This window comes from Methylomonas methanica (assembly GCF_001644035.1).
Taxonomy (GTDB): domain Bacteria; phylum Pseudomonadota; class Gammaproteobacteria; order Methylococcales; family Methylomonadaceae; genus Methylomonas; species Methylomonas methanica_A.
Genome location: NZ_LUUG01000133.1, coordinates 36,831 through 49,739 on the forward strand (window position 1 = coordinate 36,831; position 12,909 = coordinate 49,739).

Annotated in this window: 15 protein-coding genes; 11 read left to right on the forward strand and 4 right to left on the reverse strand. The window is 50.9% G+C overall.

Features of this window, described 5'->3' with window-relative positions; all coding sequences use genetic code 11:
• Nucleotides 1-59 precede the first annotated feature (59 nt).
• Nucleotides 60-1,538 carry a polysaccharide biosynthesis C-terminal domain-containing protein gene (locus tag A1332_RS23310; protein WP_064010784.1) on the forward strand — a complete coding sequence of 493 codons (1,479 nt, stop codon included), beginning with the start codon at nt 60-62 and terminating at the stop codon, nt 1,536-1,538.
• Here A1332_RS23310 and A1332_RS23315 read toward each other — a convergent pair.
• Both A1332_RS23315 and ribF read right to left on the reverse strand, forming a co-directional pair.
• Complete coding sequence (locus tag A1332_RS23315) at nt 1,535-1,765, reverse strand: DUF1289 domain-containing protein (protein ID WP_064010785.1); 231 nt, start codon at nt 1,763-1,765, stop codon at nt 1,535-1,537. The genes A1332_RS23310 and A1332_RS23315 overlap by 4 nt on opposite strands.
• A complete protein-coding gene (gene ribF, locus A1332_RS23320) occupies nt 1,762-2,706 on the reverse strand; it encodes a bifunctional riboflavin kinase/FAD synthetase (RefSeq protein WP_064010786.1) in 945 nt (314 codons plus the stop codon). Before ribF ends, A1332_RS23315 begins: the two co-directional genes overlap by 4 nt.
• Nucleotides 2,707-2,863: 157 nt before the next feature.
• On the opposite strand from ribF, the gene A1332_RS23325 reads away from it, so the two are divergent.
• The 3 genes from A1332_RS23325 to A1332_RS23335 all read left to right on the forward strand — a co-directional run bounded on the left by A1332_RS23325 (nt 2,864) and on the right by A1332_RS23335 (nt 4,457).
• The gene (locus A1332_RS23325; protein ID WP_064010787.1) at nt 2,864-3,454 is read left to right on the forward strand and encodes a TIGR00730 family Rossman fold protein; all 591 of its coding nucleotides are present in this window, start codon (nt 2,864-2,866) and stop codon (nt 3,452-3,454) included.
• Nucleotides 3,455-3,562: 108 nt separating this feature from the next.
• The gene (locus A1332_RS23330) at nt 3,563-4,018 is read left to right on the forward strand and encodes a PilZ domain-containing protein (RefSeq protein ID WP_157204105.1); all 456 of its coding nucleotides are present in this window, start codon (nt 3,563-3,565) and stop codon (nt 4,016-4,018) included.
• 16 nt (nt 4,019-4,034) lie between these two features.
• On the forward strand, nt 4,035-4,457 hold the full coding sequence (locus A1332_RS23335) for a hypothetical protein (RefSeq protein WP_064010789.1): 423 nt from the start codon (nt 4,035-4,037) through the stop codon (nt 4,455-4,457).
• A 76-nt stretch (nt 4,458-4,533) separates the two neighbouring features.
• Here the strand turns inward: A1332_RS23335 and A1332_RS23340 are convergent, their stop codons facing one another.
• The gene (locus tag A1332_RS23340; RefSeq protein ID WP_064010790.1) at nt 4,534-4,890 is read right to left on the reverse strand and encodes a hypothetical protein; all 357 of its coding nucleotides are present in this window, start codon (nt 4,888-4,890) and stop codon (nt 4,534-4,536) included.
• 407 nt (nt 4,891-5,297) lie between these two features.
• Between A1332_RS23340 and A1332_RS23345 the strand changes: the two genes are divergently transcribed.
• Genes A1332_RS23345 through A1332_RS23360 form a run of 4 tightly spaced genes read left to right on the forward strand, consistent with a single transcriptional unit; the run spans nt 5,298 to nt 9,303 of the window.
• Complete coding sequence (locus A1332_RS23345; protein WP_064010817.1) at nt 5,298-6,290, forward strand: SPL family radical SAM protein; 993 nt, start codon at nt 5,298-5,300, stop codon at nt 6,288-6,290.
• The gene (locus A1332_RS23350) at nt 6,278-6,991 is read left to right on the forward strand and encodes an SDR family oxidoreductase (protein WP_064010791.1); all 714 of its coding nucleotides are present in this window, start codon (nt 6,278-6,280) and stop codon (nt 6,989-6,991) included. The genes A1332_RS23345 and A1332_RS23350 overlap by 13 nt, the downstream gene beginning before the upstream one ends.
• Before the next feature lie 6 nt (nt 6,992-6,997).
• On the forward strand, nt 6,998-8,602 hold the full coding sequence (locus tag A1332_RS23355) for an NAD-binding protein (protein WP_064010792.1): 1,605 nt from the start codon (nt 6,998-7,000) through the stop codon (nt 8,600-8,602).
• A complete protein-coding gene (locus A1332_RS23360) occupies nt 8,599-9,303 on the forward strand; it encodes a potassium channel family protein (protein WP_064010793.1) in 705 nt (234 codons plus the stop codon). The genes A1332_RS23355 and A1332_RS23360 overlap by 4 nt, the downstream gene beginning before the upstream one ends.
• A 29-nt stretch (nt 9,304-9,332) precedes the next feature.
• Here A1332_RS23360 and A1332_RS23365 read toward each other — a convergent pair whose 3' ends face one another.
• The gene (locus tag A1332_RS23365; RefSeq protein ID WP_064010794.1) at nt 9,333-10,553 is read right to left on the reverse strand and encodes a potassium/proton antiporter; all 1,221 of its coding nucleotides are present in this window, start codon (nt 10,551-10,553) and stop codon (nt 9,333-9,335) included.
• Between the two features lie 287 nt (nt 10,554-10,840).
• On the opposite strand from A1332_RS23365, the gene A1332_RS23370 reads away from it, so the two are divergent.
• The 3 genes from A1332_RS23370 (at nt 10,841) to A1332_RS23380 (ending at nt 12,572) form a co-directional block, all read left to right on the forward strand.
• Complete coding sequence (locus A1332_RS23370) at nt 10,841-11,026, forward strand: hypothetical protein (protein ID WP_064010795.1); 186 nt, start codon at nt 10,841-10,843, stop codon at nt 11,024-11,026.
• Nucleotides 11,027-11,036: 10 nt separating this feature from the next.
• Nucleotides 11,037-11,990, forward strand: coding sequence for a universal stress protein (locus A1332_RS23375; RefSeq protein WP_082879849.1), 954 nt, complete (start codon nt 11,037-11,039; stop codon nt 11,988-11,990).
• A gap of 84 nt (nt 11,991-12,074) precedes the next feature.
• Nucleotides 12,075-12,572, forward strand: a complete 498-nt coding sequence (locus A1332_RS23380) for a disulfide bond formation protein B (protein ID WP_064010797.1) — start codon at nt 12,075-12,077, stop codon at nt 12,570-12,572.
• Nucleotides 12,573-12,909: the final 337 nt, after the last annotated feature.

A 12,909-nucleotide genomic window follows, 5' to 3' on the forward strand; every position in this document is an offset into this window, starting at 1 on the left:
ACAATATCGCTACCTTAGGCCTCCCGAGAGGTCCCATCATTCTTTGGACTTAACCGCTTTTGAGCTCACTACGCCAACTCGTTTCCCAAACCGCCATCTACGGTCTCAGCAGTATCGTCGGCCGTTTTTTGAATTATCTGCTGGTGCCGCTGTACACCTATACCTTCAGTGCCGGCGAATACGGCGTGGTTTCCGAGTTTTACGCCTATGCCGGATTTTTTGCGGTGCTTATGGTACTGGGGTTGGAGACGGGTTATTTTCGGTTTCGACAGCGACAAGAATTTAGTAGTGACGAAGTCTATCGTAACGCCTTAGGTTTTCTGTTGATCACTAGCCTAGGCTTTATCGCGGCAATCTACTATTGGCAACAGCCGCTGGCTGACTGGTTGCAATATCCGCTACATCCGGAGTATTTGCTGTGGTTCGGCTGGATTTTGGCGCTCGATGCGCTATCGGCACTGCCGTTTGCCCGGCTGCGCGCCGAGAATCGGGCCTGGCGTTTCGCCGGCATCAAAATGACCGAGATCTTCATCGCCATCGCCTTGAATCTACTGTTTTTGTTGGCCTGGCCCAAGCTGCAAAGCGTCTGGCCGGACAGCGAACTGGCTGCTTATTACGACCCTGAATTGGGTGTGGGTTACATCTTTTTAGCCAATCTGGCTGCCAGTGTTTGCAAGTTGCTGTTGTTACTGCCGCAATTTCGCGCGGTGCGTTTCCAACTCGATCCGCGCGTGCTCGGGCCGATGCTGCGTTACTCTCTGCCCATGGTCATCATCGGCTTTGCCGGCATGATCAACGAGATGTTGGACCGGGCGATTTTGAAAGTGCTGCTGCCTTACGATTTGCCTACCAACCTGAAAATGCTCGGCATCTACGGCGCCTGCTACAAGCTGTCCATTTTGATGAGTTTGTTTGTGCAGGCCTTTCGCTACGCCGGTGAACCGTTTTTCTTTTCCTATGCCGGCCGCGCCGACGCCAAAAGGGCTTATGCGTTGGTGATGCAGTATTTCGTGATTGCCGGGGTATTTATATTTTTAGTCGTGATGCTGTTCATCGATCTGTTCAAGTATTTTATCGGCGAGGAGTATCGCGCCGGCCTGGAGGTGGTGCCGATTTTACTGATGGCCAATCTGCTGCTGGGGATTTATGTGAATCTGTCGGTCTGGTACAAGCTCAGCGACCGCACCGGCCTGGGCGCCTGGGTGTCGCTGGCCGGGGCAGGGCTGACCATTGTGTTGAATATCTGCTGGATACCGGTGTGGGGCTATGTCGGCTCGGCGTGGGCGACGCTGGCTTGTTATTTATTTATGGTGGTTTTATCTTGGGCTTTGGGCCGGCGCTATTATCCGGTGAGTTATCCGGTGGGTAAAATAGCCGGCTATTTTGCATTGGGTTTGGCGCTATATTTTGCCAACCGCTACGTGTTGGATAGCTATCAGATCAATGTTTGGTTGGCTGGCGCCGTGGGCTTGTTGCTTTATTTGAGCGTTGCGGCTTGGTTGGATGTTCGACCTATATTGCGCCGCCGACCGCATTAAATACCCGGCAACTGTTCGGAATAGAAAGGTCCAAGTCGGCGGGTTTTTAAACTATCGATGCGGCGCTCTGCAACGCGCTGCAAAATCACGTTACGTGTCTGCGCGTCTGCGCTAGACCAAAGGCGGATTTCATCCAGGGAGCGGAAGCAGCCCAGGCAAATATCGTCGTCGTTCAGACAACAGTTTCTGACGCATGGCGATGTTGGGTTGGATTCTGAATTGATCATGGTCGGGGCGTTTGTTGTTGAAAATACTGTTGAGCCTGCTCCACATCGCGGTGTATCTGCTGTGTCAACTCGATCAGCGAGGCAAAACGGATTTCGTCGCGCAGCTTCTTTTTAAAATGCACTTCAACGTAATGACCATAAATGTCCTGATTGAAGTTGAATAAATGCGTTTCCAAGACCACTTTAGCGCCACCGTCGAAGGTGGGGCGGGTGCCGACATTGGCGACACCTTGATGTTCGCTGCCATTCAAGCCGGTCATCGTCACCGCGAACACGCCAACGATAGGGGTATTCTTCCTGAACATTCTGACGTTAGCGGTCGGAAAACCCAACTCCCTGCCGCGTTTGTCACCGTGCGCCACCCGGCCGCATACCGAATAATCCCGGCCCAGCATTAGTTTGGCTTGTTCCAATTGGCCTTCGCCGAGGGCATCGCGAATCAGGGTGCTGCTAACTCTTAAACCGGCCAGCTCGAAAGAATGACTATCTTCCACCGCAAAACCGTAATCCTGGCCGCGATGCTGTAACAGCGCGAAATTGCCGCGCCGCGCCTTGCCGAAGTGAAAATCGTCGCCAACCACCAAATGTTTGACGCGCAAGCGCTCGACCAAAATGTCGCGAATGAAATGCTCGGCATCGCAATCGGCCAGGCTGCGGTTGAAAGGCAACACCAGCAATTCGTCGACCGGTAATTTAGCAAACTGAATGGTTTTCTCGCGCAAACGGGTCAATCTGGACGGCGCATGGTCACCGAGAAAATACTCCAAAGGCTGGGGTTCGAAGACCATCGCCACGGTCGGCAACTGCAAACGCCGGCCGTGCTCTGCCAGTTTTTCGATCACCAACTGATGGCCAAGATGCAGACCGTCGAAGTTGCCTATGGTCAGCACACAGCCGTCGCGTAACGGCTCAAGATGATTCAATCCCCGAATTAAGCGCATGATGGCTGTCTGACTAAAAAGACTAATTCTATCAGTAACAGCCGGTGAGCGACCATGCCGCAGTGACCAACGCATTTGGCGGCGCTAAAATTCGTCTTGCCGCATCATAGTTTTCCACCGAATATAAGCCATCTGAATTACCCGGCAAACCACCGACATGACATCGATAAACAGCATCTGCATCTATTGCGGTTCCAGCCCGGGCCGGATTCAGGCATACGGCGAGGCCGCGCAAGCCTTGGCCGCCGCACTGGTCAGCCGTAACATCCGCTTGATTTACGGCGGTGCCGGGATCGGCATCATGGGCATGGTCGCGGACCAGGTGTTAAAACTCGGCGGCCAAGCGATTGGCGTTATTCCCAAAGCCTTGGCGCACAAGGAGGTCGCCCATCCCAATCTGACCGAATTGCACGTCACCCAATCCATGCATGAGCGAAAAATGCTGATGGCCGAACTGGCGGACGGTTTTATCGCACTGCCCGGCGGTATCGGTACGCTGGAGGAATTATTCGAAATTTGGACTTGGGCGCAGCTGGGTTTTCATCAAAAGCCCTGCGGTTTGTTAAATGTGGCGGGTTATTACGATGCCTTGATCAACTTTCTGGATCATGTTGCCGCCGAGCAATTCGTCAAGCCGCATCACCGTGGCATGTTAATGGTCGAGGCCGATCCGCAAGTATTGCTGGACCGCTATGTCAATTATCAGCCGCCTGCTGTAAAACATTGGGTGAACAAAGACCAAACCTGAGCCAGCATACCGGTCTGCGTCTGAGTTATTTTTTATTCGGATTGAGAGTTTGCGGTCTTGGACTATCATCGACAGGGTGTAACGCGCGATTTTTAGGGTTTGATGAATATGGCTAAGGTAAACGGCGAGAAATTGAATCGCAGAGTGGCTTTTCGCATCTATGAACAAGCCAATCTTTTCTATCGGAAGATTGATCGGGATCGGCACATGCAAGCGCCGGAAAATTTCGACGCTTTGCTGAGTAACAGTGATCTGTCTGATGCCGCCGCGCCTGATGCGCTGCCCGATTCGCAAAGCCGGGAAAACGATACGCTCAACGTCAATATCAGCGCCAGCGGTATTGCGTTTACCTCGAAAGACTCTTTGCAAGCCGGCGATTATCTGATGCTGCGGATATTGCTTTTATCCAGCATGACGGCAATCATGACCTGTTGTAAGGTGGTGTATTGCCAAACCCAGCAACCCTTACGAAAACGACCGTTATCCGTATTTAATCGGCGCCCAATTCATCAATCTGACGCCCGAAGATACCGCGCTGTTAAGCAAACATATCGACAGGAATAAAAAACAGCAGTGGGCCGTGAACGGTGCATTGCTGAGCCTGGCCTTACTCGTCCTGGCGATGCCGGATGCCGCATTCGGGCTGTTAATGGGCTTCGTCCATCATATTTTCGAAGTTGTTTTGCACGTCATACACTTGATCTTCGAGTATGCCGAATACGGTCTGGATCATGTCATAGAACACGCATTCCATACCGATACGCACACTACGCAAGTCATCGTTTTTTATATTCTGTGTACGGTCGGCCTGATCGGCCTGTACTTTCTTTGGCGTATTGTTCCGCATAACTGTCGGCGGGCTGGAAATAGCCTGATAGCTTTCTGGTGCCGTAAAAAAGCCAGTTGTTTTTACTTTTGGGGTCAGCAAGCGCTGGTGGATAAGATCAAGATTGTTGCAATCGGCGTTATCGCCGTTACCGGCTATGCCTATTTTGGGATGTGACTGTGTTCTTATTAGGGGTGTGGTTTTCCCTCGAATTTAGGCTGGACTGACGTAACAGCCCAGCCCTGTTCAAGCTTTAAAGCGCTTTATACAGTTCGATAGTTTTGGTCAATTCTTCAGTAGCTTTGGCTACGTTACCGGCTTTAGACTGGATCTGTCCTTGCATCAAAGATGCGTGAGCTTTTTTCGCGGCTTCGGAACTGCCGGCAATCGCTTCGGAACTGTTTCTGGCGGCTTTCAGATGAATCTGCGCAGCGGAGAAATCGCTTTTGCTGATTTCAACCAGCGCTTTTTCTATGTGAGAAATAATGCCGGCGGTACCGGATTGCGCTGCGGCAGCTGGTGCTTCTTCAGCAGCAAATGCGCAAACGTTGGTCAGACTCAAAGACGCTGCCAATGACAGGGTTAACACTGCTTTTGTAAATAATTTCATTAAGTAGATTTCATGTGATGGTTAATAGGTCCAATGCCCTAAAAAACACGTCATCACAGAATAGATTTTTTGTACCGGAAACTTACTGTCTAAGTTTGTCGCGAACGAGCACCGGCACAGCACCTTTTGGCAAATTGCCGACAAAAGGCTTGGAGCAAATCCATGCTGATTGGAAGTATCTTTTTTCCTACTGGGTCCAATTGAAAAACATTATTGCTTTTCAGGGACCATCATAACGGATTTAGCGCGTCGGCAACGGACCATTTGCAATGGGTGGTTGCGACAAGTTGCCGCAGCGCCCCGATTCTCGGTTTTCTAGGGCGCAAGCCGGCGCCATATCGCGGTCACCACGCCCTGTCCGGCAATCATTTATAATGCCCAACCGCCTATTGCCGCATTCATCCATCATGATCGACACCCTATACATCGAATCCGCTATCGAGCAGCATCCGCGCGTGGCAGATATTCGGCGGCGTTTTCCGCAAGCGCGGACGGTGGCTTGCGAGCGCTTCGGCGAGGTGTTTAATCCCAAGGCGCAAAACTTTCGTTTACAAAAACAGCATCCGGCATTGATTCTGGCGGAAAAATATCAAAAATTCGTATTGCCGGCGCCCACCGGTTACGGCATCGGTGGACAGCGCAATTATTATTTTTCGCACATGCTTAATTGTCTGTACGACTGCCGTTATTGCTTTTTGCAGGGCATGTACCAGTCGGCCAATTACGTGCTGTTTGTAAATTACGAGGATTTTCAAGAGCAAATTTGCCAAACCTGTTTGCAAACCCCGGATGAGGATGTGTACTTTTTCTCCGGTTACGATTGCGACAGCCTGGCTTTCGAGCCGATCACCGACTTTGCCGAACAATTTTTACCGGTGTTCGCCGAATTACCCAATGCCTGGCTGGAGTTGCGCACCAAGAGCACGCAGATCAGAAGTCTGTTGAATCGCGAGGTGGTGCCGCGCTGTGTGGTAGCTTTCAGCCTCTCGCCGGATGCGGTGGCCGATAAGGTGGAAGCCAAAGCACCCAATGTGACCAAGCGCATCGAAGCCGCCGCCAAATTGCAGCAACAAGGCTGGCAAATCGGTTTGCGTTTCGACCCTTTAGTTTATCAGCACGACTATCGGCAGCAATACCGGGCGTTGTTTGAACAAGTATTCGCAGTCATCAATGCCGAAGCCTTACATTCCGTCAGTCTGGGGGTGTTTCGATTGCCTGAGCAATATTTCAAAAAAATCCATAAGCTGTACCCGGATGAAAGACTATTCGCCAGCCCGCTGCAAACCGCGTCCGGCATGGTGTCTTACCGCGCCGAACTGGAACAGGCGATGATGGCCGACTGCTCGCAAATGTTGCTGGAATATATTCCGCACAGCGCATTTTTCCCATGCACGCTGTAAAGCGCACGGTACTGGTGACCGGCGCCAGCTCCGGCATCGGCCGGGCGATTGCGCGACAACTGCTGGCGCACGGTCACCAAGTCATTGGCACTTCCAGAGACTGCCGGCGGTTTACCAAGCTTCACACCAATTTTGTCGGCGTCGAGCTGGATCTGGCTAAATTAGCCGGCGTGCCACAGTTCGCCAAACAGCTGCAAAATGATTTCCCGGATTTGGATGCGGTGGTATTTGCCGCCGGTTACGGCCAATTCGGCGGTTTGGAGCAATTTTCCTTCGAACAAATCGAAACCTTGATGACCGTCAATTTCACCGCACAGGCCTGCCTGACGCGGGCGCTGTTACCGAAACTAAAGCAAAAAACACACGCCAATCTGGTGTATATCGGTTCGGAAGCGGCTTTAAAAGGCAGCCGCAACGGCAGCATCTATTGCGCCAGCAAATTTGCCTTGCGCGGATTTAGCCAGGCCTTGCGTGACGAGTGCGGCAAAAGCGCGGTGCGGGTGTCCTTGGTCAATCCGGGCATGGTCGATACCGCTTTTTTTGATACATTGTCGTTCGCACCCGGCAAACAATCCGGTCAAGCCTTGATGGCTGAGGATGTTGCCGATGCGATTTCTTATATCCTGCAAGCAGGCCCGCACAGCGTCATCGACGAAATCAACTTAAACCCATCCAGCAAAGTGATCGAATTTAAGAAATAACCCCAGATGCTAGCCAAACTCATCGTTTATTGCGCTTATTACCTTAAATCCGCCGATTGGTATCGAAAAGCCAAGCTGTTTTTTTACGACCTGCTGGAAAACAGCCATAGCCGGAAAAAGAAATATTTCGATGCGACGATGATTGGCCTATTGATTTTGAGCGTGATATTTCTGATTTACGACATCGAGCACGAAGACAGCAAGATGGGCGGCTATTTCGAGCTGGCGATTTTGATGGTGTTCATCGTCGAATATTGCCTGCGGGGCTGGATTTATTCCGACACCTATAAAGTCATCATCGAGGAATACGAGAAAGCGCTGTATTTGAATCTGGATTTCAATCTGCTCGGGGTATTTCGCAAAGCCTTCGTCAGGGATATGGAATACATAAGCTCGCCGTTTGCGATCATAGACATCTTGGCTATTCTGCCCAGTTACCGGCCGCTGGCGATCTTGCGGATTTTCATCATTTTCCGGTTGTTCAAGCTATTCCGTTACTCCAACAGCGCCAAATTGTTCGCCGACGCCTTGGCCAGCAAGCGCTTCGAGCTGATGACCCTACTGATCTTCACCTGCTTTTTGGTGTTTATCGCCAGCGTGTCGATTTACATGTTCGAATACCAGGCACTTGGTAGCGGCATCCATAATCTATTCGACGCGTTTTATTGGACCATTGTTACCTTGGCGACGGTGGGTTTTGGCGACATTACCCCGCAGACCACCGGCGGCCGCTGGGTGACGATTTTTTTGATACTGGCCAGCCTGGGTGTGTTGTCGTTCTTCACCTCCATCCTGATCGCCGCGTTCAGCGAGAAGATGCTGTCGGTCTGCGAAACCAGAACTTACGCCGAACTGGACCGCTACGACAGTTTCATCATCATTTGCGGTTTTGGCCGGGTCGGCCAGGAGATTGCCCGGCATTTGCACAATGACAGGCAGAAATTTTTAATCATCGATAGAGTGCCGGCGCGGATTGAGTTAGCTAAGAAACGCGGCTATCTGGCAATAGAAAGCGATGCCAGTAATAATGAAGTGCTGATCAACGCCGGTATATGCCGCGGCGCCAGCGCCATTCTCTGCATTACCGGCGATGATGTGATTAACGTCTATGTGACTTTAACCAGCCGGCATTTAAATAAAAACCTGCGGATTATTTCCCGCGCCAACCGCCACGATAACGTCAATAAACTCTATCAGGCCGGCGCCGATAACGTCATCAGGCCGTTTGAGATTGCCGGCTTGCTGGCTGCGGAGTTTGTGGGTCAGCCCGTCGCTTTCGAGGCTATCTCCGGTATTTTGCATAACCAAACCGAGACGGTAATGGAGTCGGTATTGGTCAGCGAAAAGTCGCCGCTGGATAATCAACAAATCGGTCAACTGGATTTACAGCAGCGCAAGCTCACCTTGTTGGGTGTGATCAGCGACAATCCGATTCATTTGAAACATAAGAATAAATACCAGGTTAAGCAGCAACATTTTTATTTCAATCCGGAAGTGGACTTTATTCTGCGGCACGGCGACATGCTGGTGTTATTGGGCCGCAAGTACGGCATCGATCATTTTCGCGACCAGGTGGAACAACGCCGTTTATTCAGCAGGAAGCCCAAATGAAAAACATCGCCGTATTCGGTTACAACCGGCTGTCGTTCGAGGCCATTAGCCGGCTGGACAAAGAGCTGTATCAAATCACTGTCATCGATCATGATCCGATCAAAGCAGCGCTGGCGCGGGAAAACGGTTTTGAAACCGCCAATATCGATTTTCGTAGCGACGACGATTTGAAGCTGATCGGCATAGGCGCGCACATCGATACGCTATTTTGCTTTTTCGACACGGACTCGGAAAATGTATTTCTGACGCTGTCGGCGCGGGCACTGGATAAGGAGTTGAATATCGTCGCCATTGTCGATAGTCCGGAGTCGGCGGAAAAACTCATCGCGGCCGGTGCCAACAAGATTATCGACCCTTACGAAATCTGCGGGCGCAAAATTCACGATATGCTGAAAAGGCCGGATATCAATGATATTTTCGATCACACCGTATTCGGCAGGCACGATCTGCATTTGGCCGAGGTGACTATTCCGGAAAACAGCTATCTGGAAAATGCCCATGTCGCACAGCTGCATTTAAGTTCGCAGTACAATTTGATATTGATCGGTATCGTCAATAAACAAGTCAGCGAACAGCTGCATTTTGTGGTGGAGGAATTTGATCGCCGCCTGAGTGTTGGCGATATTTTGGTGATTTTGGGCCCCTCGCGGGAAATTAGAGCATTTAAAAAAGACGTCGAAAATGAGTTTTGTAAAATTTAGTCGGCTCTTGCACTAGCACCTAACCGATTTTATTTTTTCTCCGCCAGTCCCAGCCAGCGCGCCAAAGCCGCTAGCGAAAAACCCTGTATCAACACGGACATCACCACAATAAAACTGATTAGGACAAAAATCTCTCCAGCCTCTTTGCTGCCGGCTGCCAACGGAAAAGTCGCCAGTACGATAGGTACGGAACCGCGTAGTCCCACCCAGGAAACCAGCAACTTTTCCTTAAAACCGATGTTGGCCCAGAACAAACTGATGAATACACTGACCGGACGGGCTACAAACATCAGGAACAGACTGATCGCCACGGCAACGCTGGCCAAGGAAGACAATTCGGCGCGATAAGGTACCGACAGCATGCCCAAGGTTAAAAACATGATGATCTGCATCAGCCAGGCGAAGCTGTCGTGAAAGGCACTGATGTAGTGCTGATGGATAACCTCCCGGTTCCCGGCCACAATGCCGGCCACGTAAACGGCCAAAAAACCATTGCCATGCATAAATGTAGCACCGCTATAAGTCAGCAACACCAATGCTATCGAGGCGATGGCATACAGGCCGGCCGAACTTAAGCCCAAGCGATTAAGCAGCCAGACCATGAAACGACCGGCGCCATACCCAACGCCCACACCTATCAGCAGTTGCAACACCAGAAACATGCCGCCTTCCAGAAAGGCTGATTCGCCCCCGGTCGAATAGTTGAGCAAGGTGACTGTCAGCAACACTGCCATCGGGTCGTTGCTGCTTGATTCAAGTTCCAGAAGCGGTTGCAACTTGCCTTTTAAAACGATTTGACTGGAGCGCAACACGGAAAACACCGCAGCTGCGTCCGTGGAAGAGACAATGGCGGCTAGCAAGAGGCCTTGAGTTAGCGTGATGCCGTGCACCCCCAGCGAAAACGTGCTGAACGAGCCGAGGATAAACCAGGCAAAACTGCCCAGTAGCAGCATGGTGATAAACACGCCTAGCGTGGAGAGGCACAATCCCTGCCACAAAACCGGACGAATATTGGGCCAATGCGAGTCAAGACCGCCGGTAAACAAAATAAAAATCAGCGCAAAATCGCCGATAAACTTTGCAATTTCCGGGCTATGAAGTTCAGGTCCACCGAATTCGCCAATCAGCCAGCCGGTCAATAGAAAAAACAGCAGCGAGGGAATACCCACTTTGCTGGCCAGTTTGCTGGAAAACACGCTGATTAATAACAAGCTGGCGCCAACCAGGCTGACTAATTCAATGGAGGGCATGGGCGATTCTCTGTAATCCGGAATTCATGGTCTATTTGTGGTTGCAATTTATGCGCGGGTAAGGGTTAGAAAATTAGTAACTATTCAGCGAATCGCAAAATGCTACAAATCGCTGAGAAATTGCGCCCTCTCCCGCTGGAAAGGCTACGCTGTGCTTCGTGGTGAATAATTGGGAAAATTATTCATCGTGCTCATGATGTATGGGTAAATAAGCTATCTTGCAAGCCCGGACCGGCCTTTTCTGTCCCGTCCGAAATAGCGCCTTATGTCCCACGCCGAATTGTTCCGTGCCGGTAAACAAGGGCGATTGCCTCGCTCAGCGCGACGCGGTAAAGTCTAATGCTGGAGCAGAGCTGCATCAGCATGCTGAAAACGGCAATATTTCGCATAAGGAGCGCATCCGCTACCAAAATGGCGAGTTCGATTGCCTGGACAATATAGCCGGAATGGAACCGGTTCGGCTATTTCTATGATCTCAATACCATGGCTATGAAACGTTTCAAAAACATCCTGTATGTCGCCGAGTTTGCCGTCGATCAGAGTCTGGCTATTGCGCGGGTGATTGCTCTGGCGGAAAACAACCAAGCCAGATTGACGTTTTTGCATGTCGTAGAACAACCGCGTCTGGGGGCTTTGCTTGATCTTTTTACCCCGGAGCAGATCGACATGCAGTTGCGCGAGCAGGAACGCCATAAGCTAGAGGCGTTAGTGCTTGGCTATAGCAGCGTAAATCCCGTTGATTTGCAAATCCGGATTGGCAGCCCATTTATCGAAATCGTACGTCAGACATTGGATGGCGACCATGACTTGGTCATCAAATTGGCGAGGGGCGGCCAGGGTATTCAAGGCCATTTGTTCGGCAGTACGGACATGCATTTGTTGCGTAAATGTCCGCGCCCGGTCTGGTTGATGCGGCCGGCAGAAAAAGCCAATTATGCCAAAATCATGGCCGCCGTTGATTTCGATCCCTGGTCCTCTGACGGGGCAGACGACAGCTTGAACCGCAGAATTTTGGAACTCGCCAGCTCGGTGGCGCTTTCCGATTTCGCGGAATTGCATCTGGTGCATGTTTGGGACTCGATGTTGAGCGCGTGGGCAGGCGAAATTTCGCATAAAACCGTCGAAATACAGATTGAAGCCGAAAGAGCCCGCTATCAGTCCGGACTCGATGACTTGTCAGTCAAATTACGGCATTGGATAGGCGATGAGGCTTACAATTACTTATCGCCACGACTTCATCTGATCAGAGGGAGTGCGCGGGACGATATTCCCGCTTTGGCGGCTAGGCTTGACGTAAACTTACTCGTGATGGGGACAGTAGCGCGTACCGGTATCAAAGGCCTGATCATCGGCAACACTGCCGAAGTCATCCTTAACGGTATCCACTGCTCGGTACTTGCAGTCAAGCCGGACGGCTTTGTTTCTCCTTTAGCATGACGAGTCCATAGGACGTAGTTCTGCGAAAATCCGATATTATTAGCGGTATCCAAACATTCGCACCATTAATTCAAGACATAGAAAATGAATTTTTTAAAATTAAGTCCACGTATTGGTTTTTTCCTGGGGTTTGCTGCCTGCGCTTCGCTGTTGGCGGTTGGCGCCTATTTGCAATTTGTCGAAGAGTTGGAGCCTTGCCCGCTGTGTATTTCGCAGAGGTTGGCCATTCTGGCGACAGGCGTGATTTTTTTAATCGCCGGCTTGCATAATCGCGGCCGCAAAGTTTACGCGCTGTGCAGTGCGGCTGCGGCGCTGATTGGCGCCAGTGTTTCGGCCCGCCATGTCTGGTTACAACATCTGCCGCCCGAAGAAGTGCCGGAATGCAGTCCGGGTCTGGAATACGTGTTTCAACATTTCCCGTTGGCCGACACCATCAAACTGATGCTGACCGGCACCGGCGAATGCGCGAAGATCGATTGGACCTTGCTGGGCCTGAGTATTCCGGCCTGGACCTTGTTCGCGTTTTTGTCTTTAGCGGGGTGGGCGTGTTTGCAATTTTTTAACGATGCCGATGCCCTTTAGCTTAGTGACTGGCATGACGATCAGTGCGAATTACCATTGCGATGCGCCGGGCTTCTGGAAAAATCGGCAATACTCGTAGAATTGGAGGGCCAAACTTTTTCAAGGCGCCCTTTGTTCAAATTCCAGCCGCTACAGCGTCGAATCGATACAGCTCCGCAACAGGTTATGCACAAAAACGGGGCATGGCCTGCACGGCATTGCACTAGGGCCTGCGATATTTAACACAGATTAATTTTTTACGTAAGTCATTGATTTATAATTGGCAAATCCGCTGGCTTAAATTTGCACAATTTAACAAATGTGTAATAAAAACCGACACTAAGCGATTCTCTCAAAA